The following is a 20040-nucleotide window of genomic DNA, read 5'->3' as shown; positions in this document are numbered from 1 at the left end:
TGATCGAATACCTCGGCAGGAAATTAAGCTTTAACCAGCACCTGCTGTCTATGGCATAAATGTTAAATTTATTTATAACAACATTTGTAATTATATTAAATAACTACCCTGTTGTCAAATTTTATTTTTTAGCTTAGAAAGAAGATGGATCTACCTTGATTCCAGGTCCCATAGTTGTAGTCACAGCTACATTCTTCATGTAAGTTCCTTTAGCTGCTGCTGGCTTCGCTTTTTGAAGAGTTTCAAAAATTGTAGTGAAGTTTTCAACTAGCTTGCTATCTTCGAAGGAAACTTTTCCGATAGGTACATGAATGTTACCTGCTTTATCAACACGGTATTCTACTTTACCAGCTTTAATTTCATTGATTGCTTTTTCAACATCAAATGTAACAGTTCCTGTTTTAGGGTTTGGCATTAAACCTTTAGGTCCTAATACACGACCTAATTTACCAACTTCACCCATCATATCAGGTGTCGCTACGATAACATCAAAGTCAAACCAACCTTGTTGGATTTTGTTGATGTAGTCAGTATCTCCAACATAATCAGCACCTGCAGCTTCAGCTTCTTTAAGCTTTTCACCTTTAGCAAATACTAATACACGTTGTGTTTTACCAGTACCGTTTGGAAGTACAACCGCTCCACGGATTTGTTGATCAGCTTTCTTAGGATCAACTCCAAGACGGAATGCTACTTCTACAGTTGCATCAAATTTAGTGAAGCTTGTTTTCTTCGCTAATTCAATTGCTTCTGTTACGGAATAAGCTTTTGTACGATCGATAAGCTGAATAGCTTCAGCGTATTTTTTAGTTTTCTTAGCCATTATTATATCCTCCTAATATTGTGGTTTTAACGGAATTGACCTCCCACGAAAAAGGTTGCGATGTACCGTACATTCGCAACCTCCATACAACAATTAGTCTTCGATGACAATTCCCATACTGCGTGCAGTACCTTCTACCATACGCATAGCTGATTCAACACTTGCTGCATTTAAGTCAGGCATTTTGGATTCAGCGATTTCACGTACTTTGTCACGCTTAACTGTTGCCACTTTATTACGGTTTGGTTCACCAGAACCAGACTCAATTCCTGCTGCTTTCTTAAGAAGAACAGCCGCTGGAGGAGTTTTTGTAATAAAAGTGAAAGAACGGTCTTCAAATACTGTGATTTCAACAGGAATGATTAGACCTGCTTGTTCTGCTGTACGAGCATTAAACTCTTTACAGAAACCCATGATGTTAACACCTGCTTGACCCAATGCTGGACCAACCGGTGGAGCTGGATTAGCTTTAGCTGCAGGAATCTGCAATTTCACGATTTTAATTACTTTTTTAGCCACGAGACACACCTCCTTATCGTCCGTGATGTGGTAATTGGGCTTTGCCCTCCCACTCAAATATACAATCATTCTTTATTTCACTCATAAAGAATTTACCATTAGTTCAGGTCTCTGTCTTGAGACATACTGACCCTAGAAATATTATCACTTTTTAATATGAAAGGCAAGTTTTTCAGGATTATAATTTTTCCACCTGGTCAAAATCCAATTCAACCGGGGTATCGCGGCCAAACATATTAACAAGAACTTTCAGTTTACCCTTAGCCTTGTCCAACTCTTCTATTGTACCAGCAAATTCAGCGAAAGGACCTTCCTTAACTTTAACTGAATCGCCAATAAACAAATCGATTTCAATTCTTTTTTCGTCCATACCCATTCTTTTCAGAATCACTGCTGCTTCTTCAGGCATTAACGCAACCGGCTTAGAACCTGATCCAGTCGAACCTACAAACCCAGTTACACCTGGTGTATTGCGGACAACATACCAAGAATCGTCTGTCATAACAATTTCCACGAGTACATATCCTGGGAATACCTTTTTCTTAACTACTTTCTTCTTACCATTTTTGAAATCAGTTTCTTCTTCTTCCGGAACAATGACACGGAAGATCTTATCTTGCATACCCATTGACTCTACACGTTTTTCCAAGTTCGCTTTAACTTTATTTTCATATCCGGAATACGTATGAACAACATACCAATTTTTCTCCATATTCTATTAGGACTAAACGTCCTTCCCTCCTTGCAAACAGTGATATTCAAATATATCTTGTCAGCTGTTATTTTTTAATTTTTGCGCAAATTTTAAATCCAGCAGATTCCTGCTAAGTATCGAATCTATTTTTTAGACAAATTAAAAAACCCGTTTCCGGGCTTTCAAGTCTTTTCTTATGCTAGTTTTCATTATACCATGTTTTGTGCTGTTTATTCACTATTTAAGAATGACACGAATAAGTTCGGATAACCCTAGATCAATAACCGCAAAAAACACTGCCATAATGATGACTGTTGATAAAACAGTTATCGTATAGGTTGTAAGCTCTTTTTTCTTAGGCCAGCTTACCTTTTTCATTTCTCGAGAAACGCCTCGGAAGAATTCTAGAATGCGTCGCATTAATTTGAAACCTCCAGCCAATACAGTTTTACAATCCAAATCATTAGATTGTTTGTTTATGAGGTGTGTGCGTATTACAAGTTTTACAAAATTTATTTAGCTCCAGTCGCACCTTTTCTTGGTTAGACTGGTTATGATTCGTTGAATAGTTCCTTGAACCGCATTTTGTACATGCGATGATAACTTTTTTATTCATAAAAATGCACCTTTATTTTAATTAACAAGTCCAATACAAATTTATCATGTAGGAAATTGTCTGTCAATAAGCGGGTTAAAGATATAACCCTATGAATATACTAAACTAGCGAACTTCTAGATACCGTTCCAATTTACGCTTTACTCTTTGCAATGCATTATCAATTGATTTAACATGTCTATCCAATTCCTCTGATATCTCTTGATAGGATTGTCCATCTAAATACAGAGACAGGACTTTTCGTTCCAGATCACTTAGCAGCTCGCTCATTTTAAGCTCAATATAATCAAATTCTTCTTGATTAATAATTAATTCCTCTGGATCCATAACTTTAACACCTGTTATAACATCCATCAATGTGCGATCTGACTCTTCATCATAGATAGGCTTATCCAAAGAGACATAGGAATTGAGCGGTATATGTTTCTGCCTTGTCGCAGTTTTAATTGCAGTAATAATTTGCCTGGTAATACAGAGCTCAGCAAACGCTTTAAAGGATGTAAGCTTGTCCTCCTTATAATCTCGGATGGCCTTGAATAAACCAATCATACCTTCCTGAACAATATCTTCTTTATCTGCACCTATTAAAAAATAGGTTCTCGCTTTAGCCCTTACAAAGTTTCTGTATTTGTGGATCAAAAAATCCAGGGCCCCGCTGTCCCCTTGATGAACCCGGTCGACTAACAGTTCATCTTCCATATGACCATAATCATCATCCAGCATTACCCCGATAGAAATTGCCACACCGATCCCTCCGTAAGATACCAAAGATAGCAATATTATACAGTAAGCGCTTTTATAGCGTCAATGCCCTCACAGATTTCCTCTCCTCCATTTTTCGAACATTTCCGACACTTCTCGACTCAACGGGATCCTTGATACAGGCTGTTCATCCTTTGTTTGCACGACCTTTTTTTCAATCTCTTTTTCTACATATTCCATCTCCTGCAACAGTTCACGGGCAGATTTCCGATAAGCCCCCTGCGCAAAGATGGTTCGCTGCTCCGTGTAATCTGATGTCGCAACATACACACGAGTATTTATTTTTATTAATTTAGAAGCCAGCCTTTCGATACATTCATCAGCTGTTTCATTTTCCTTTGTAAAAATAACATCAACTTTTGAATTTCTATACTTTTTCTCCATTCCCTGTACGAAGTAAGCATCAAATACAATTATAACCCGGTGTCCGGAAAAACCTTGAAATTCAGCCATCATTTCAATTAAACGGTCTCTAGCGGCAGCAAGGTCCTGATCGCGCAGCTTACGCAAATCAGGCCATGCACCTATGATATTATAGCCATCTACCACCAGTATGGTTTCCATCTTTATCCCTCTAACGGATATCGCTTTCGATATACTTCATACATTAGCAAGCTGGCTGCCACACTTGCATTGAGAGAAGTAACATGCCCCACCATTGGCAAGTGATATAAGAAATCGCATTTTTCCTTGATTACCCGGCTGATTCCTTTCCCTTCACTACCAATTACAATCCCAAGAGGCATCGTTCCATCCATCAACCGATAATCCTGGCTTCCCTTCGCATCTGTACCAGCAATCCATACACCGCGTTCCTTTAAATCTTCTATCGTGCGTGATAAATTCGTTACGCGTGCAACCGGGATATGCTCAATTGCCCCGGTCGATGATTTAGCAACTGTAGCTGTTAACCCAACCGCTCTCCGCTTGGGAATAATGATACCATGAACACCGGATGCATCAGCTGTCCTTAAGATAGAACCCAAATTGTGCGGATCCTCCAATTCATCAAGCAACAGAATGAATGGGTCTTCCTGTCTGGATTCCGCCAGCTTAAACATGTCGTCAATTTCTGCATATTGATAGGCCGCCACCTGAGCAATAACTCCCTGGTGATTCCCCTCAATCATTTGATCCAGTTTTTTCTTTGGTGCTGTTTGTATCATAATTTTATTTTCTTTTGCAACCGCGATTACCTGCTGAATCTGCCCTTTCGTAGCTCCTTCTGCAATCCAAATCTTATGAATATCGCGTTTCGATCGCAATGCCTCTAAGACGGTATTACGTCCCATAATTAAATCATCGCTCATCTCTGCACTTCACTCCTCTCTTTAAATTGAATCGCCAACTCTATAATTTCATCAAGACGTTCCTGTTTCTTGCTCCCATATAGATAACCAATTAATGCTTCAAAAGCTGTGCTGTATCTATATGTTTGCACATCTGTATTTTTTGGGATTGTGCCTGACTTAGCATTCCTCCCTCTGCGGATAACAGCTTCTTCCTCTTCAGTTAGAAGATGCTCATTTAATAAATAATGTACGACTGCACTCTGTGATTTAGCAGATACATACTTCGTTGCTTCTTTATGAAGCCTGTTTGGTTTTACTTGTCCAATAGATAGCAGATGATGGCGAATATATACTTCATATACCGCATCTCCAATATAGGCCAGAGCTAGACTTCCCAAAGCCGTTACATCTAATTCCTTTAAGTCCTCAAGCATTCTTTTTATCCCCGTTTCCAGCGTGTACCTTGGGCAGTATCTTCCAAAATAATATTCATTGCTTTTAGCTCATCTCTAATCTCGTCAGAGCGAGTAAAATTACGTTCTTTTCTTGCCCGATTACGTTCTTCAATTAATTTTTCTACCATAGCATCAAGCGATTGTTCAACCTCAAGCTTAATACCGAGTACATCAAATAAAATGCGAAACTCATTTAAAAATGCTTCAATAACTGCATCGGAGGTCACTTTTTCTAACAGATAATAATTTCCTTGCCTTGATAGTTCAAACAATACCGAAATAGCATTTGCGGTATTGAAATCATCATCCATTGCTTCTTCAAACATTGCATGTAATTCTCCGATTTTCTCGAACCATTCCGCATCGTTATGAGTAATATTGGTGCTTGCCGTTTGGCGGTGTTTTAAGTTTTCGTAAGTAGTTCGCAAGCGGTCCAATGAAATCTTCGTTGACTCTAATAACTCTTCACTGTAATTAATTGGATTTCTGTAATGAACGGACAGGATAAAAAATCTTAATACTGCCGGATCATGATGCTTAATAATATCATGTACCATTACAAAATTACCGAGAGATTTAGACATTTTTTCATTATCAATATTAATATAGCCATTATGCATCCAATAATTTGCGAATGGCTTTTCGGTTAAAGCTTCTGTCTGTGCAATTTCATTTTCATGGTGAGGGAATGCTAAGTCCTGTCCTCCAGCATGAATATCAATCGTATCACCTAAGTATTCTTTAGCCATCGCAGAACATTCTATATGCCAACCCGGTCTTCCTTTGCCCCATGGGCTATCCCAAGAAATTTCACCATCTTTAGCCGCTTTCCACAAAGTGAAATCAAGTGCATCCTGTTTCCGCTCATCTACTTCTATTCTCGCGCCTACCCGCAGCTCATCAATGGACTGGTGCGAAAGCTTTCCATAATCTTTAAAATCTCTTGTACGGTAGTACACATCCCCACTGGATTCATAAGCCATTCCTTTATCTATTAGGGCCTGAATAAATTCAATGATTAAGTCCATATTTTCCATTACCCTTGGATGCACATCAGCTTTTTTGCATCCAAGTGCTCCAACATCCTCAAAATAAGCTTTAATGAACCGGTCAGCTGTAGCCGGTACATCTTCTCCCAGTTCACGAGCTGCTTTGATTAACTTGTCATCAACATCTGTAAAATTAGAAACAAACTTTACATCATAGCCTTTATATTGTAAGTAATTGCGGACCGTATCAAATACAATCGCCGGTCTCGCATTCCCTATATGAATATAGTTGTATACAGTCGGACCGCACACATACATCTTAACCTTTCCCTCTTCAATCGGCTGAAAGGTTTCCTTTTTTCTTGTCAGTGTATTATAAATTTGAACGCTCACGTTTATTTAACTCCTTTCGCAAATCCATTATCTCTTTCTTTAATATATCAATTTCCTGTTCCATTCGATTGCAATGATCTTCTACAGGGTCAGGAAGGTCCCGATGATTTAAATCTTGTTTTAATCGTACGCCATCTTTGATAACTACCTTACCGGGAATGCCGACTACCGTTGAGTTGGCAGGGACATTTTTTAAAACCACTGAACCCGCTCCAACCTTCGAGTTTTCCCCTATGACGATGGAGCCGAGCACTTTAGCCCCCGTTGCAATCAATACATTATCCTCAACTGTTGGATGACGTTTGCCTGACTCTTTACCTGTACCTCCAAGTGTAACCCCCTGGTATACAGTCACATTATCACCAATCTCGCAAGTTTCTCCAATAACGACACCCATGCCATGATCAATAAAAAAGCGCCTGCCGATTGTCGCTCCCGGATGTATCTCTATACCGGTTAAAAATCGGCTAAACTGGGAGATGACCCTGGCAATAAATTTGAAATTTCTCTTATAAAAAAAATGTGCAATTCGATGATTCCAGATAGCATGTAAACCTGAATACGTCAGGATGATTTCAATTGTCGATCTTGCTGCAGGATCCTGTTCAAATATAACGTCTATATCTTCTTTTAACCGTTTCCACATGATGTTACCCCTCCTTAAACGCATAAAAGCAAAAACAAGCAGTACTTTTCTCTTCTCTAGAGATGTACTTTACGAAAGATGGAAACACGGTAACTTATCCTTCCTAAAGATCGTATAATAAACATCCTGTTTCTCCCATCATCGGCCATTTTTCTGCATAAAAAAAGCGCCCTGTCCAAAAGACAGAGACGCTTATAGGCGCGGTTCCACTCTGTTTGAGCTTAAGTATCGAGCTCCAACTTTCCCCTTTTTAACGACAGTGGGTATGCCGCCTTCCTCTACTGACCTAAATTACCAGGCGTTCAAAGAAGGGCTCAGGGGTGCATTCAGATTAAGAGAGGTTATAACCATTTCCAGCCAATGATGGTTATTCTCTAATAAACATCTTCTTTAATCCTACTTATCCCCATTCATCACTTTAAGTATGAATGTTTAATTATACTATATTATATTACGGTTAAAATGTTAACGTAAAAGTTCTTCTAATTGAGAAATCACTCGATTGCGGCCGAAAAGCTCGATTGCTTTTGGCAGATCAGGACCGTGAGCTTGTCCGGTTACCGCTACACGGATAGGCATAAATAATTTTTTGCCTTTATGGCCTGTTTCTTTTTGCACTCGTTTAATTGCTGCCTTAATCTCACTGTCAACAAATTCAGGCATACTCTTTACTTCATCAAGGAAGGCCTTCAATACCTCAGGAACCTGTTCTTCTCCCAGTATTTCCTTCGCTTCATCATTATAAACAATCTCTTTCTTAAAGAAGATGCTTGATAGGTCCACGATTTCTGCTCCGTAGCTCATTTGATCCTGATATAAAGCTATAAGCTTTTGTACCCAATGATGTTCTTCCTCAGACATTTCAGTTGGTACAAGACCTGCTTGCTGTAAATGAGGCAACGCCAATTCAAGCACTCGTTCCGTATCAACCTTTTTCATGTATTGATTATTCATCCACGTAAGCTTTTGTTTATCAAACAAAGCTGGTGATTTAGATAATCGGTCTGCATCAAAGATTGAGATAAATTCTTCCTTCGAGAAGATTTCTTCCTCACCGCTTGGAGACCATCCTAAAAGCGCAATAAAATTAAACAGAGCCTCAGGCAAATAGCCAAGTTCTTCATATTGCTCGATAAACTGAATAATGGATTCATCACGCTTACTTAATTTTTTACGGCTCTCATTGACAATCAATGTCATATGGCCAAAAACAGGAGGATCCCATTCAAAGGCTTCATAAACCATCAATTGCTTAGGCGTATTGGTGATATGGTCATCTCCGCGAAGTACATGAGATATTTCCATTAAATGATCATCAATTGCTACTGCAAAGTTATACGTAGGAATTCCATCTTTTTTAATAATGACAAAGTCTCCAATGCCATCAGATTCAAACGATACATCACCTTTAACCATATCATTGAATGTGTATACTTTACCTTTTGGAACAACAAAGCGAATGCTTGGCTTTCTGCCTTCCGCTTCGAGCCTTGCATGGTCTTCTTCTGTCAGATGGCGACATTTACCCGAATAAGCCGGAGTTTCATTACGTTCCATCTGTTCCGCACGTTCTTGTTCTAGTTCTTCTTCTGTGCAATAGCATTTATAAGCCATATCTCTTTTAATAAGATCACGATAATATTCCTCATAAATATGAGTACGTTCTGATTGGCGATAAGGTCCATATGCACCAGGTACATCGACACTTTCATCCCAATCCATGCCCAGCCATTTCAAATACTTTAATTGGCTTTCTTCTCCACCGGCAATATTTCTTTTTTGGTCTGTATCTTCAATCCTTATAACAAAGCTGCCACCCTGGCTGCGTGCAAATAAATAGTTAAATAAAGCTGTTCTGGCATTACCGATATGAAGATGTCCAGTTGGACTTGGAGCGTACCGAACACGTATACTGCTAGTCATTAATATTTCCTCCCAAATGATAAAGTACCTAAGTAGGATTCATTTTACCACTATTTTAATCTGGTTTAAAACCACCAGTTCTATTCTTTTATTAAAAGAACCGTAGCTTGAGCCGCTATGCCCTCACCTCTGCCTGGAAATCCAAGCTTTTCAGTTGTAGTAGCTTTTACGTTTACTTGTTCCATGTCACCTTCAAGTAGACCGGCTATCACTTCACGCATTTGATCGATATAAGGGCGCATTTTCGGCCGCTCTGCAATGATTGTGCAATCAATATTGCCTAGCTTATATCCCTTTTGCTTTACAAGTTTCCATACATGAGTTAAAAGCTTTTTAGAATCGGCATCTTTAAAAGCCGGGTCAGTATCCGGAAAATGCTTGCCAATATCTCCCTCTGCGACAGCACCCAGACATGCATCTGCTACAGTATGGAGCAGAACATCCGCATCAGAATGCCCAAGCAATCCTTTATCATTAGGAATAGTAATACCCCCAATAATCAATGGTCGTCCTTCTACTAATTGATGTACATCAAAACCTTGTCCTATTCTAAACATGACGGTCTCCTTTTAAGTTTTTCTCCAGAATCGCTTCAGCAAAATATAGATCCTCTGGTGTGGTAATTTTAATATTATCGTAATTTCCTTCTGTTATGGCTACTCTCTTCCCAATCTGCTCAACCAAACTCGCATCATCTGTTCCAAGGTAATTTGCGCTAACCGCTGCCTCATGTGCCTCTTTTAACAGAGACACACGAAAAGCTTGCGGGGTTTGAATTGCCCACAAGCTTGATCGATCGATTGTTTTCTCTACCATGGTATCTCTGACTTGTTTAATCGTATCCTTAACAGGTACAGCTAACACACTTGCACCGAACTCTTTTGCATCAGCAATTAAATTTCTTAACATAGAATGATTAATAAACGGTCTTGCTCCATCATGCACGAGGACGATTTCTGCCTCGTCACTTAAGGCTTTCAACCCATTACTGACACTATATTGCCGCTCGCTGCCGCCATTTATCAATACAATAGGAGTCGGTAGTGACAATGTTTTGATCAGCCTATTAAATTCTTCTTTTTCAGCAGGATTGATTGGCAAAATAATTTGTTTACAATGCTTATCCGTGCCAAACACAGACAAGGTATGTGCGATAATCGGGCTATTTTTCAGTTCAATCCAAAGCTTATTTTTACTTGCCTTCATTCTTTTCCCTTGCCCAGCTGCAGGGATAATCACTTCATAATCCATCTTCTACTCCTATATCATCGATAGCTATTTCTCTTATAATGCTTTTTCCAATAATTTTGGTTTCGCAAATATCATACGTCCAGCCGAAGTCTGTAAAACGGATGTAACAATGACCTCAATCTTCTTACCGATATAATTTCGGCCTTCTTCAACCACAATCATCGTTCCGTCATCCAGATACGCTACACCCTGATTTTGCTCTTTCCCATCCTTGATAACCTGGACGAGCATTTCTTCACCAGGAATAACCACCGGTTTAACTGCATTTGCTAAATCATTAATATTTAATACCTGAACATTTTGGAACTCACAGACTTTATTTAAATTGAAGTCATTGGTCACAACAATACCGTCCAATACCTTGGCTAATTTGACCAGCTTACTATCTACTTCCTGTACGTCTTCAAAGTCACCTTCATACATCTCGACTTCAATTGGAAGCTCTTTTTGGATTTTATTCAGAATATCGAGCCCTCTTCTTCCCCTTGTTCTTTTCAGTGCATCGGAAGAATCAGCAATATGCTGCAATTCACCAAGCACAAATTGTGGAATAACGATAGGTCCTTCCAAAAAGCCAGTTTTACAAATATCTGCAATACGTCCGTCGATAATTACACTTGTATCGAGAACTTTCCTTTTTATATTGGATGGAGCTGCTTCTGTATCGCCATCTTGCTCTGTACCTTTTTTCCTTGTTTTAACCGAGTTAGTCACAAGGTTGGTTAGCTCATCCCGTTTTTTAAAGCCCACCTGGAAGCCTAAATAACCAAATATTAAAGTCAAGAGAATTGGAGCGACTGTGTTGATGATCGGTAACTGAATTGAATTCAGCGGAAGACCAATAAGGAAGGCCAATAGAAGGCCAAGTAAAAGCCCCATACTTCCAAATATAATATCCGTGATGGGAGCAATAATTAATTGTTCTTCCACCCATTTAATGAAATGTACTACATGATCAACCATCCAGAAAGTAATGATATAAAAAATAATTGCACCTGCGAAACCAGTAAAAATAGGATTAGTAATAAATGAATTATCAGTAATTAATGAAAATAAATCTGGCAATACGATGATTCCTATAGCTCCTCCTACGATTAAGAAACACAGTTGTATAATTCTTTTTAACATTCCTTCACCTCCCATTAATAATTATAAACGAGGACTTTCCTGCTTTAATAGTTTTTACCCATTAATTAACTTGCTGTAAAGAAGATGTAATTACACTGTAACAAAAAGCATATATCAGCCTTTTTTATGCATTATCTATTATTATAACCTGATTATACGTCAGATAGATGTCAGAACTTCCATATTTTATCTTATCTTATAAGCTGTGCTGCCCAATTTCTGTTTTTATATGTCTCAGCCCATGGTGGATTTTTTTAGCTCTTACTTCTCCTATACCCTCTACGTCATCCAAATCCGCTACGCTTGCATTCAACAAATTAGATAGCTTGCCAAACCTCTTTACGAGATTATGGATGATACTGAAGGGCAGCCTTGGTATCTTATGAAGGGCCCGATACCCACAGGGTGAGACGATCTGTTCCATCGGTACAAACCCTGTATACCCAAGAGTTTTCATGATAGCTGTGTCCTCAACAGATTCTGAATAGGATAAATCAACAAACGCCTGAAAAACCTGTTCTGGCTTAAGGCCCTCCGGATCAATTGTGTAATCCTTTAAGACAAGCATTACCTCCTGTTCCACCACATGCAGCATTTCATGTAATTGCAAACGCAGCAGCCTTCCTTCAACACCTAATTCATTCATATAAATCAAAAGCTCGGTTTTAATTCTCATAACCATTATAAGCCTCTGCATTACATATAGAATATCCGCATATGTTACCATCTCTTCAAATTCCAGCTTACTTAAATTATGAATACTTTCCTGCAAAACAGAACGATACCGTTCAAGTGTTTGCATCGCTTGATTAGCCTTTGTTAATATCACAGACAATTCCCTCAGCACGTATCGAAAGTTTCCTTGATAAAGAGTAATGATATTTCTTCGTTGAGAAATAGCTATTACCAATGCCTTCGTCTCTTTAGCAATTCTCTCGGCTGTTCGATGCCTCATTCCGGTTTCCATTGAAGGTATCGTTTTATCTGGTACAAGATGGGCATTCGCAAGCATAATGGTCTCCACTTTCTCATTAAGGATAATGGCTCCATCCATTTTAGCTAATTCATATAGATAACTGGGTGAAAAAGGGCAGCCGATTTTAAATCCTCCATCTACAAGGGATTTAACTTTATCGTTATATCCAACCACAATTAATCCACCCGTATTGGCACGCAAAACATTATCAAGGCCCTCTCTAAAGGGTGTGCCTGGGGATACCAATTGAATGATTTGCGCCTTGGCTTTTTCTGCTGCCTTTTTATCCATTACCTTAACCCCCTAATGCATATTTTAAAGCTTCGCTTACCGAATTGACTCCAATCACTTTGATTTCTGACGGAGGTTTCCAGCCACCCAAATTATTGGCAGGCACGATAATACGCTCAAATCCAAGCTTCGCTGCTTCCTTTACTCTTTGTTCTATCCGCGATACCCTTCTAACTTCACCGGTTAATCCAACTTCACCAACAATGCAATCCGTTGCTCTAGTAGGTACGTCTTTAAAGCCTGAAGCTATACTGACAATTACAGCCAAATCTACAGCAGGCTCACCCAGCTTTACTCCACCGGTGACCTTTAAATATGCATCTTGGTTTTGAAGTAAGAGACCAACTCTTTTCTCCAGAACAGCCATTAACAAAGAGACACGATTATGGTCAATTCCTGTTGCCATCCTTCTTGGATTAGGGAAGATAGATGGAGAAATGAGGGCTTGTATTTCTACAAGTATGGGCCGTGTTCCTTCCATCGAAGCTACGACAGTTGAACCCGCTGCACCCTGAGAACGTTCTTCGAGGAATATCTCCGAAGGATTCAAAACTTCCTCCAATCCTTCTTCCTTCATTTCAAAAATACCCATTTCATTTGTAGAACCAAATCTGTTCTTGACTGCCCTTAGAATACGATAAGTATGATGACGTTCCCCTTCAAAGTAGAGCACGGTATCCACCATATGTTCCAATAGTCTCGGTCCGGCAATATTACCCTCTTTTGTAACATGGCCAACAATAAATATTGCAATTCCCTTTGTCTTAGCCAGTCTCATTAATTCAGCTGTACATTCACGAACCTGTGATACACTGCCTGGAGCAGATGTTACATCAGGATGGAATACTGTTTGAATAGAGTCGATTATGACAAAATTAGGGTTCATTTCATTGATAGCTTGTTCAATCATCCCCATATCTGTTTCAGAATAAACATAGAGATGGTCTGAAGATACCCCTAGTCTAACAGCCCTCAGTTTTGTTTGCTTCACTGATTCTTCGCCAGATATGTACAAAACATCGTAATTATTATTCGCTAGCTGGGATGAAACCTGCAGTAATAAAGTAGATTTTCCAATTCCTGGATCTCCACCTATCAATAATAAGGACCCAGGTACAATTCCTCCTCCAAGAACACGATTGAGTTCATTTGAATCTGTCAATACGCGAGGTTCCTGCTCCGTACCTATGGAAGTAATCGATGTAGGTTTCGCCATTGCCTGATCCGAATGGGTAAAAGCTGTACGTCTCTGATTTTTATTAGCTGTTATTTCAATTTCCTCTGTCATGGTATTCCATTCATTACAGCCAGGGCATTTCCCCATCCATTTTGCTGATTCATATCCACAACTTTGGCAGATAAATTTCGTTTTCTTTTTTGCCATATTTCTTTAATCCTCTCCGGGGAATAAATTAACTAATTATGTGCTTCTCTTTTTATTTTACGGATTATATCGCTATTCTTATTCTTATTATTTGTCATTATAAAGTATTTATAGCTATCTGTAAGGAAAGGGCACAACCCTATGGCAGTGCCCTCAAACCAATATTTCTTACTTAGCAGCTATTACTTCATCCCCTGTTTTGGCAGTAAACTCACCATCAACCACATCGATAGTAATTTTTTTACCTTTTTCAATCTTTCCTTTCAACAGTTGTTCTGATAAGAAGTCTTCAACATGTTTTTGGATAGATCTTCTCAAAGGACGTGCTCCATAATCAGGATCATAGCCTTCTTCTACAATTTTTCCTTTTGCCGCTTCCGTCAATTCAAGATTAATATCCTGCTCAGCCAAGCGTTTAATCAGCTGGTCACCCAGCAACGTAACAATCGATTTCAAATGCTCTTTTTCCAGAGAGTGGAACACAATAATCTCATCAATTCTGTTTAGGAATTCTGGACGGAAAGCACGTTTTAATTCTTCCATAACCTGGCCTTTCATATCTTTATAATCCTGGCCTTGATCCTGCATATTGAACCCAACATAACGATTCTTTTTCAAACTGTGAGCTCCGACATTGGAAGTCATAATCAAAATTGTGTTACGAAAATCAACTGTCCTACCCTTTGAATCTGTCAGACGTCCATCTTCTAATACCTGTAACAGGATATTAAAGACATCCGGATGCGCTTTTTCAATTTCGTCAAGAAGCACAACGGAATATGGTTTACGACGAACCTTTTCTGTTAATTGTCCGCCTTCCTCATACCCAACATATCCTGGAGGTGACCCAACAAGGCGGGATGTTGAATGCTTTTCCATATACTCAGACATATCAATTCTAATCATTGCATCTTCATCGCCAAACATTGATTCGGCCAGTGCTCTAGCTAATTCTGTTTTACCAACCCCTGTAGGACCAAGGAAGATAAATGACCCGATTGGACGTTTAGGATCTTTCAGTCCAGCTCTTGCTCTACGCACAGCTTTAGAAATAGCTATAACTGCTTCTTCCTGACCAATCACACGGTTATGGAGAATCTCCTCCATATTCAGAAGCTTATCAGATTCAGTTTGTGCAAGCTTCGTAACCGGTATACCAGTCCAGCTCGATACAACGTGCGCAATATCTTCTACAGTAACTTCGCTGTTTTCTTTCCCTTGTTTCTCTTTCCATTCACGTTTTGTATTCTCAAGTTCTTCACGTAATTTTTGTTCGATATCACGCAATGATGCCGCTTTTTCAAATTCCTGACTTTGAACAGCCGCATCCTTCTCTTTTCGTGCCTCTTCCAGGCGAACTTCAAGTTCCTTTAAATTAGGCGGCGTAGTGTAGGAACGGAGTCTTACCTTGGAACCTGATTCATCAATCAGGTCAATTGCCTTATCTGGTAGGAACCGATCGGAGATATACCGATCAGATAGCTTAACTGCAGCATCGATTGCTTCATCTGTGATTGATACTCTGTGATGTGCCTCATAGCGATCGCGCAAGCCTTTAAGTATTTGGATAGATTCCTCAATTGTTGGCTCGTCAACCTGAATTGGCTGAAAGCGTCTTTCCAAAGCTGCATCTTTTTCAATATATTTTCTATATTCATCAAGTGTTGTGGCTCCGATACATTGCAATTCCCCTCTAGCCAATGAAGGTTTTAGAATATTGGAGGCATCAATTGCTCCTTCGGCTCCGCCTGCACCAATTAAGGTATGGAGTTCATCAATAAACAGAATAACATTACCTGCAGCACGAATTTCATCCATCACTTTTTTAAGGCGATCTTCAAATTCACCGCGATATTTCGTACCGGCAACAACTGTCCCCATATCGAGTGTCATAACTCTTTTATCTCGAAGGATCTCAGGAACTTCATTATTAATGATTTGTTGGGCGAGTCCTTCTGCAATTGCTGTTTTACCGACTCCCGGTTCACCAATAAGCACAGGATTATTTTTAGTACGACGACTTAATACCTCAATAACCCGTTGTATTTCTTTATTTCTTCCTATTACCGGATCCAGGCTGCCTTCTCTCGCAATCGCAGTCAAATCACGGGCAAGGCTATCCAAGGTAGGCGTGCTTGCTGCAGAAGATGATCCTCCCTGATGAATACCTGCTTCATTGCTGCCTAAGAGTTGTAATACCTGTTGTCTTGCTTTATTCAAACTTACACCCAGATTATTCAGAACACGGGCTGCTACACCTTCGCCTTCGCGAATTAACCCTAATAAGACATGTTCAGTACCTACATAAGAATGTCCCAGCTTTCTGGCTTCATCCATAGACAATTCAATGACTTTTTTAGCACGAGGAGTATAATGAATAGTTTGTACAGTCTCAGATCCCTTACCAATCAGGCTCTCAACCTCTTCCTGAATTTTTTCAGGACTTAACCCAAGAGCATAGAGCGCTTTAGCAGCTATTCCATCCCCTTCTCTCACTAAACCAAGCAAGATATGTTCAGTGCCAATATTATTATGCCCAAGCCTAATTGCCTCTTCCTGTGCAAGTGCCAATACTTTTTGTGCTCTTTCTGTGAATCGACCAAACATCATTATGTTTTCCTCCTATTCATCTTGTGTTTTATCTTCCATCAATAATCGATCCCTGATTAAAGTAGCCCTTCGAATATCCCTGTTTTTTGAATTTAACTCCCCTCCTGCATATCGCTGAAGGAATCCAGGCTGAGTAACAATCATTAATTCATTTAATATATGTTTAGATATATTAGGAATGTAACCTAAATCAATACCTAATCTAACATCTGATAAACATTTTGCCGCTTCCTTGGATTCAATGATTCTGGCATGAGACAGTATACCAAGTGAACGGAAAACCCTATCTTCCAATTGTATGTTTGATGATTGTACTAATGTGTCCCTTGCTGCCTTTTCCTGCATAATAATCTGTTCCACTACACTGGTTAAATCATCAACGATGTCTTCCTCGGTCTTTCCGAGCGTCATTTGATTGGATATTTGAAATATATTTCCCAGTGCCTCGCTGCCCTCACCATAGATACCGCGCACAACCAATCCTAATTGATTAATAGCAGATACCACTCTGTCTATCTGTCTTGTTAACACAATGCCCGGTAAATGAACCATGACAGATGCTCTTAATCCAGTTCCAACATTCGTTGGACAACTTGTTAGATATCCAATCTTTTCGTCAAATGCATAGTCCAATTCACTCTCTACCCAATCATCAATTCTGCTTGCTACTTCGAGAGCTTCAGAAATTTGCAGTCCAGGATATAGACATTGAATTCGGATATGATCTTCTTCATTAACCATTATGCTGACTTCTTCATTTTCTGAAATAAGGCAGGCACCTACATCTTTATGTTTTGCCAACAGAGGGCTTATTAAATGTTTTTCTACCAGTACTTGCTTATCTAATGGATTTAGATCTATCATTTTTACCATTTCCAAATGTCCTAATCCTGAAAGATACTGACCGCCAATACGATCTTCAACTTTTTTTAGTAATCTTTTGGCTTCTTCCTGTGAAAAAACAATCGGAAAGGCAACATTTTTTACGTTTCTGGCCAGCCGGACTCTTGAGCTCAATACAATATCCGATTCCGGCCCTTCCTGGTTCATCCATGAACTGATGGCATTTTCCATAAAGTGTTCAATTGTCATTTTTGTTCGCCCCCTTCTTGAGAGGCTTCAATTTCCTTCTCTAATGAACGAATCTGATCCCTGACTTCTGCTGCCTTCTCAAATTCCTCTGCCTCAACATAATCATTGATTTGAGCCTTTAAATCATTTATTTGCTTTCTTATATGTATAGTTCCGCCAGCACGTTTAGGAATTTTTCCGTTATGATGGACATTCCCTCCATGCAATTTTCTTAATATGGATTCCAAATATGGATTGAATGTCTTATAGCACTCCGAACATCCAAACCGACCGATATTAACAAATTCACGGTATGTTAATCCACAATGGGGACATGTCAGTTGATCTTCATTACTAAAGGGAGATTTAGAGTTGGCTGATTTCATACCTAATCCCATATTTAATAAACCTGCTAACAGATTATTGAATGAAAAAAAATCGCCTTTTTCTTCAGCACAATATTCACAAAGGTTTACTTCCGTTTGTTTGCCGTTAACGATTTTTGTAACCTTCATCGTAGCGGGTCTTTCGTTACATTCCTGACAAAGCATTGTTTTCACCCTCTCCGTAGCAACTCATTTATACCTTAATGTCATAAACATCGCTTTTAAGATTCGCGCGCGCAATTCATCTCGTTCAGGTAAATCATAATGGAGTACAGAACGGTCCATTACACTCAACATGATTTTTGCTTCCCGTGAAGATATAACTTCTTCCTCAACTAATCTGCCAATTAAATCTTCAGAATTACTTTGAGAGATACGCTGTCCAACCAAATTACTGATTTGTTCAATTAAATGTGCTCTGTCATGGGACTGTACCCGCATTATACGAATATAACCCCCACCACCCCGTTTACTTTCTACCAGATAACCTCTTTCGATTGTAAAACGAGTATTGATCACATAATTAATTTGAGAGGGAACGCATTGGAACTTATCAGCAATTTCGCTTCTTTTTATCTCTACCAATTCTTTCTCGCTTATATCGAGAACGCTCTTCAAATAATTTTCAATAATATCGGATATATTTTTCATATAGGCTCCCCCTCTCACTGTTTTGACTTTGACTATATTTGACTATAATTATACAAAAGCATCCTCAATTTGGCAATCATTATACTTTACTCTAACTTATTATATGTATACTGCACAATTAACCTTTTTATAAAAAACCAATACTTCAATTCTACCCAAATTTCCTTTTTTAAAACCCTGAAACCTTCCTGTAAAAAGGATCTTTTTTCCCTAAAATACAAAAAAACCAGTTCAATTTGAACTGGTTTTGGCTGCCCGGCAACGTCCTACTCTCACAGGGACTCGCGTCCCAACTACCATCGGCGCTGAAGAGCTTAACTTCCGTGTTCGGAATGGAAACGGGTGTGGCCTCTTCGCCATCATTACCGGACTATGGTGGAGCCTAGCGGGATCGAACCGCTGACCTCCTGCGTGCAAAGCAGGCGCTCTCCCAGCTGAGCTAAGGCCCCAAATTTTTAAAATGGTCGGGAAGACAGGATTCGAACCTGCGACCCCTTGGTCCCAAACCAAGTGCTCTACCAAGCTGAGCTACTTCCCGATATAATGGCGCGCCCGAGAGGAGTCGAACCCCTAACCTTTTGATCCGTAGTCAAACGCTCTATCCAATTGAGCTACGGGCGCATATAGAGTGCCGAGGGCCGGTCTCGAACCGGCACGGTAGTCACCTACCGCAGGATTTTAAGTCCTGTGCGTCTGCCAATTCCGCCACCCCGGCATATAACTTGGCATTGGAGCGGAAGACGGGATTCGAACCCGCGACCCTCACCTTGGCAAGGTGATGTTCTACCACTGAACTACTTCCGCATTATACAGTAAAGCAGTGATAAGAACTTAGGCCAATGAGGTTATCGTTCCTGCTCACTCGCTTATTTATCTATAAAAAATGAGCCATGAAGGACTCGAACCTTCGACCCTCTGATTAAAAGTCAGATGCTCTACCGACTGAGCTAATGGCTCACAATAATGGTGGAGGATGACGGGATCGAACCGCCGACCCTCTGCTTGTAAGGCAGATGCTCTCCCAGCTGAGCTAATCCTCCAATATAAAAAATAGCCCGGCAACGTCCTACTCTCACAGGGACTCGCGTCCCAACTACCATCGGCGCTGAAGAGCTTAACTTCCGTGTTCGGAATGGGAACGGGTGTGGCCTCTTCGCCATCATTACCGGACTATTTGGTT

The 20040-nt window shown here is 39.7% G+C and carries 21 protein-coding genes, 7 tRNA genes, 2 rRNA genes and 2 other annotated features (1 of these 32 only partly in view); all 30 genes read right to left on the bottom strand.

The annotated features are described in order from the left end of the window. Positions 1 to 72: a sequence feature (ribosomal protein L10 leader region), on the bottom strand (it extends 74 nt beyond the left edge of the window). A 61-nt stretch (positions 73 to 133) separates the two neighbouring features. The 30 genes from rplA to rrf (AC4G3O_RS18195) all read right to left on the bottom strand — a co-directional run bounded on the left by rplA (position 134) and on the right by rrf (AC4G3O_RS18195) (position 20030). Next, positions 134 to 823 carry a 50S ribosomal protein L1 gene (gene rplA / locus AC4G3O_RS18340; RefSeq protein ID WP_066103025.1) on the bottom strand — a complete coding sequence of 230 codons (690 nt, stop codon included), beginning with the start codon at positions 821 to 823 and terminating at the stop codon, positions 134 to 136. A gap of 93 nt (positions 824 to 916) precedes the next feature. Further along, a complete protein-coding gene (gene rplK / locus AC4G3O_RS18335) occupies positions 917 to 1342 on the bottom strand; it encodes a 50S ribosomal protein L11 (RefSeq protein WP_066103028.1) in 426 nt (141 codons plus the stop codon). A gap of 178 nt (positions 1343 to 1520) precedes the next feature. Then, entirely contained in the window at positions 1521 to 2054 is a 534-nt protein-coding gene (gene nusG, locus AC4G3O_RS18330) for a transcription termination/antitermination protein NusG (RefSeq protein WP_066103031.1), read from the bottom strand. Positions 2055 to 2273: 219 nt separating this feature from the next. Next, complete coding sequence (gene secE / locus AC4G3O_RS18325) at positions 2274 to 2456, bottom strand: preprotein translocase subunit SecE (protein ID WP_066103034.1); 183 nt, start codon at positions 2454 to 2456, stop codon at positions 2274 to 2276. A 43-nt stretch (positions 2457 to 2499) separates the two neighbouring features. Then, complete coding sequence (gene rpmG, locus AC4G3O_RS18320) at positions 2500 to 2652, bottom strand: 50S ribosomal protein L33 (RefSeq protein ID WP_077248002.1); 153 nt, start codon at positions 2650 to 2652, stop codon at positions 2500 to 2502. A gap of 105 nt (positions 2653 to 2757) precedes the next feature. Continuing rightward, positions 2758 to 3375, bottom strand: a complete 618-nt coding sequence (gene sigH / locus AC4G3O_RS18315; RefSeq protein ID WP_066103081.1) for an RNA polymerase sporulation sigma factor SigH — start codon at positions 3373 to 3375, stop codon at positions 2758 to 2760. 90 nt (positions 3376 to 3465) lie between these two features. After that, positions 3466 to 3978 (bottom strand): NYN domain-containing protein, encoded by a 513-nt coding sequence (locus AC4G3O_RS18310; protein ID WP_066103038.1) that lies wholly within the window; start codon positions 3976 to 3978, stop codon positions 3466 to 3468. A 2-nt stretch (positions 3979 to 3980) separates the two neighbouring features. Then, complete coding sequence (gene rlmB / locus AC4G3O_RS18305; protein ID WP_066103041.1) at positions 3981 to 4724, bottom strand: 23S rRNA (guanosine(2251)-2'-O)-methyltransferase RlmB; 744 nt, start codon at positions 4722 to 4724, stop codon at positions 3981 to 3983. After that, on the bottom strand, positions 4721 to 5140 hold the full coding sequence (locus tag AC4G3O_RS18300; protein WP_066103044.1) for a Mini-ribonuclease 3: 420 nt from the start codon (positions 5138 to 5140) through the stop codon (positions 4721 to 4723). Before AC4G3O_RS18300 ends, rlmB begins: the two co-directional genes overlap by 4 nt. A 5-nt stretch (positions 5141 to 5145) precedes the next feature. Next, a complete protein-coding gene (cysS, locus tag AC4G3O_RS18295) occupies positions 5146 to 6543 on the bottom strand; it encodes a cysteine--tRNA ligase (protein WP_066103047.1) in 1398 nt (465 codons plus the stop codon). After that, a complete protein-coding gene (gene cysE, locus AC4G3O_RS18290) occupies positions 6524 to 7189 on the bottom strand; it encodes a serine O-acetyltransferase (RefSeq protein WP_490553550.1) in 666 nt (221 codons plus the stop codon). The genes cysS and cysE overlap by 20 nt, the downstream gene beginning before the upstream one ends. A 181-nt stretch (positions 7190 to 7370) precedes the next feature. Then, positions 7371 to 7612 (bottom strand) — a binding site (T-box leader). Positions 7613 to 7654: 42 nt separating this feature from the next. Further along, a complete protein-coding gene (gene gltX, locus AC4G3O_RS18285; RefSeq protein ID WP_066103052.1) occupies positions 7655 to 9112 on the bottom strand; it encodes a glutamate--tRNA ligase in 1458 nt (485 codons plus the stop codon). Between the two features lie 80 nt (positions 9113 to 9192). Then, positions 9193 to 9669 carry a 2-C-methyl-D-erythritol 2,4-cyclodiphosphate synthase gene (gene ispF / locus AC4G3O_RS18280; RefSeq protein WP_066103055.1) on the bottom strand — a complete coding sequence of 159 codons (477 nt, stop codon included), beginning with the start codon at positions 9667 to 9669 and terminating at the stop codon, positions 9193 to 9195. Beyond that, positions 9662 to 10363 (bottom strand): 2-C-methyl-D-erythritol 4-phosphate cytidylyltransferase, encoded by a 702-nt coding sequence (gene ispD, locus AC4G3O_RS18275; RefSeq protein WP_140462333.1) that lies wholly within the window; start codon positions 10361 to 10363, stop codon positions 9662 to 9664. The genes ispF and ispD overlap by 8 nt, the downstream gene beginning before the upstream one ends. Before the next feature lie 33 nt (positions 10364 to 10396). Next, positions 10397 to 11491 (bottom strand): PIN/TRAM domain-containing protein, encoded by a 1095-nt coding sequence (locus tag AC4G3O_RS18270; protein ID WP_066103060.1) that lies wholly within the window; start codon positions 11489 to 11491, stop codon positions 10397 to 10399. Positions 11492 to 11687: 196 nt separating this feature from the next. After that, entirely contained in the window at positions 11688 to 12758 is a 1071-nt protein-coding gene (gene disA / locus AC4G3O_RS18265; protein WP_490997160.1) for a DNA integrity scanning diadenylate cyclase DisA, read from the bottom strand. A 4-nt stretch (positions 12759 to 12762) separates the two neighbouring features. Continuing rightward, positions 12763 to 14142 carry a DNA repair protein RadA gene (gene radA / locus AC4G3O_RS18260; protein WP_066103066.1) on the bottom strand — a complete coding sequence of 460 codons (1380 nt, stop codon included), beginning with the start codon at positions 14140 to 14142 and terminating at the stop codon, positions 12763 to 12765. Between the two features lie 168 nt (positions 14143 to 14310). Next, positions 14311 to 16752: an ATP-dependent protease ATP-binding subunit ClpC gene (clpC, locus tag AC4G3O_RS18255; RefSeq protein ID WP_490559020.1), complete on the bottom strand. Its 2442-nt coding sequence runs from the start codon at positions 16750 to 16752 to the stop codon at positions 14311 to 14313. Positions 16753 to 16764: 12 nt separating this feature from the next. Then, positions 16765 to 17844 (bottom strand): protein-arginine kinase McsB, encoded by a 1080-nt coding sequence (gene mcsB / locus AC4G3O_RS18250; protein ID WP_066103072.1) that lies wholly within the window; start codon positions 17842 to 17844, stop codon positions 16765 to 16767. Beyond that, entirely contained in the window at positions 17841 to 18374 is a 534-nt protein-coding gene (gene mcsA / locus AC4G3O_RS18245) for a protein-arginine kinase activator protein McsA (RefSeq protein WP_491136564.1), read from the bottom strand. The genes mcsB and mcsA overlap by 4 nt, the downstream gene beginning before the upstream one ends. A 24-nt stretch (positions 18375 to 18398) precedes the next feature. Further along, positions 18399 to 18860 (bottom strand): CtsR family transcriptional regulator, encoded by a 462-nt coding sequence (locus tag AC4G3O_RS18240; RefSeq protein WP_066103078.1) that lies wholly within the window; start codon positions 18858 to 18860, stop codon positions 18399 to 18401. A 253-nt stretch (positions 18861 to 19113) separates the two neighbouring features. Continuing rightward, a 5S ribosomal RNA gene (gene rrf, locus AC4G3O_RS18235) occupies positions 19114 to 19230 on the bottom strand. Positions 19231 to 19233: 3 nt separating this feature from the next. Further along, positions 19234 to 19309, bottom strand: a tRNA-Ala gene (locus AC4G3O_RS18230). A gap of 12 nt (positions 19310 to 19321) precedes the next feature. Then, a tRNA-Pro gene (locus tag AC4G3O_RS18225) sits at positions 19322 to 19398 on the bottom strand. A 6-nt stretch (positions 19399 to 19404) separates the two neighbouring features. Beyond that, a tRNA-Arg gene (locus AC4G3O_RS18220) sits at positions 19405 to 19481 on the bottom strand. A gap of 8 nt (positions 19482 to 19489) precedes the next feature. Beyond that, positions 19490 to 19575: transfer RNA gene (locus AC4G3O_RS18215), tRNA-Leu, on the bottom strand. Between the two features lie 14 nt (positions 19576 to 19589). Then, positions 19590 to 19664: transfer RNA gene (locus AC4G3O_RS18210), tRNA-Gly, on the bottom strand. Between the two features lie 80 nt (positions 19665 to 19744). Beyond that, positions 19745 to 19817: transfer RNA gene (locus AC4G3O_RS18205), tRNA-Lys, on the bottom strand. Positions 19818 to 19824: 7 nt separating this feature from the next. Continuing rightward, positions 19825 to 19900, bottom strand: a tRNA-Val gene (locus tag AC4G3O_RS18200). Positions 19901 to 19913: 13 nt separating this feature from the next. After that, positions 19914 to 20030, bottom strand: a 5S ribosomal RNA gene (gene rrf / locus AC4G3O_RS18195). Between the last annotated feature and the right edge of the window lie 10 nt (positions 20031 to 20040).

The organism is Bacillus sp. z14 (2026) (assembly GCF_058313575.1).
The sequence above is the reverse complement of the archived record's forward strand: the minus strand, read 5'-3'. Positions and strand labels throughout refer to the sequence as shown.

Coding starts and splice junctions, on each gene's coding strand:
- AC4G3O_RS18270 (WP_066103060.1), bottom strand. CDS start 11,491: ATGTTAAAAAGAATTATACAACTGTGTTTCTTAATCGTAGGAGGAGCT.
- ispF (WP_066103055.1), bottom strand. CDS start 9,669: ATGTTTAGAATAGGACAAGGTTTTGATGTACATCAATTAGTAGAAGGA.
- rpmG (WP_077248002.1), bottom strand. CDS start 2,652: ATGAATAAAAAAGTTATCATCGCATGTACAAAATGCGGTTCAAGGAAC.
- gltX (WP_066103052.1), bottom strand. CDS start 9,112: ATGACTAGCAGTATACGTGTTCGGTACGCTCCAAGTCCAACTGGACAT.
- mcsB (WP_066103072.1), bottom strand. CDS start 17,844: ATGACAATTGAACACTTTATGGAAAATGCCATCAGTTCATGGATGAAC.
- AC4G3O_RS18240 (WP_066103078.1), bottom strand. CDS start 18,860: ATGAAAAATATATCCGATATTATTGAAAATTATTTGAAGAGCGTTCTC.
- disA (WP_490997160.1), bottom strand. CDS start 12,758: ATGGATAAAAAGGCAGCAGAAAAAGCCAAGGCGCAAATCATTCAATTG.
- radA (WP_066103066.1), bottom strand. CDS start 14,142: ATGGCAAAAAAGAAAACGAAATTTATCTGCCAAAGTTGTGGATATGAA.
- clpC (WP_490559020.1), bottom strand. CDS start 16,752: ATGATGTTTGGTCGATTCACAGAAAGAGCACAAAAAGTATTGGCACTT.
- AC4G3O_RS18300 (WP_066103044.1), bottom strand. CDS start 5,140: ATGCTTGAGGACTTAAAGGAATTAGATGTAACGGCTTTGGGAAGTCTA.
- rplA (WP_066103025.1), bottom strand. CDS start 823: ATGGCTAAGAAAACTAAAAAATACGCTGAAGCTATTCAGCTTATCGAT.
- cysE (WP_490553550.1), bottom strand. CDS start 7,189: ATGTGGAAACGGTTAAAAGAAGATATAGACGTTATATTTGAACAGGAT.
- rlmB (WP_066103041.1), bottom strand. CDS start 4,724: ATGAGCGATGATTTAATTATGGGACGTAATACCGTCTTAGAGGCATTG.
- sigH (WP_066103081.1), bottom strand. CDS start 3,375: ATGCTGGATGATGATTATGGTCATATGGAAGATGAACTGTTAGTCGAC.
- ispD (WP_140462333.1), bottom strand. CDS start 10,363: ATGGATTATGAAGTGATTATCCCTGCAGCTGGGCAAGGGAAAAGAATG.
- AC4G3O_RS18310 (WP_066103038.1), bottom strand. CDS start 3,978: ATGGAAACCATACTGGTGGTAGATGGCTATAATATCATAGGTGCATGG.
- mcsA (WP_491136564.1), bottom strand. CDS start 18,374: ATGCTTTGTCAGGAATGTAACGAAAGACCCGCTACGATGAAGGTTACA.
- secE (WP_066103034.1), bottom strand. CDS start 2,456: ATGCGACGCATTCTAGAATTCTTCCGAGGCGTTTCTCGAGAAATGAAA.
- nusG (WP_066103031.1), bottom strand. CDS start 2,054: ATGGAGAAAAATTGGTATGTTGTTCATACGTATTCCGGATATGAAAAT.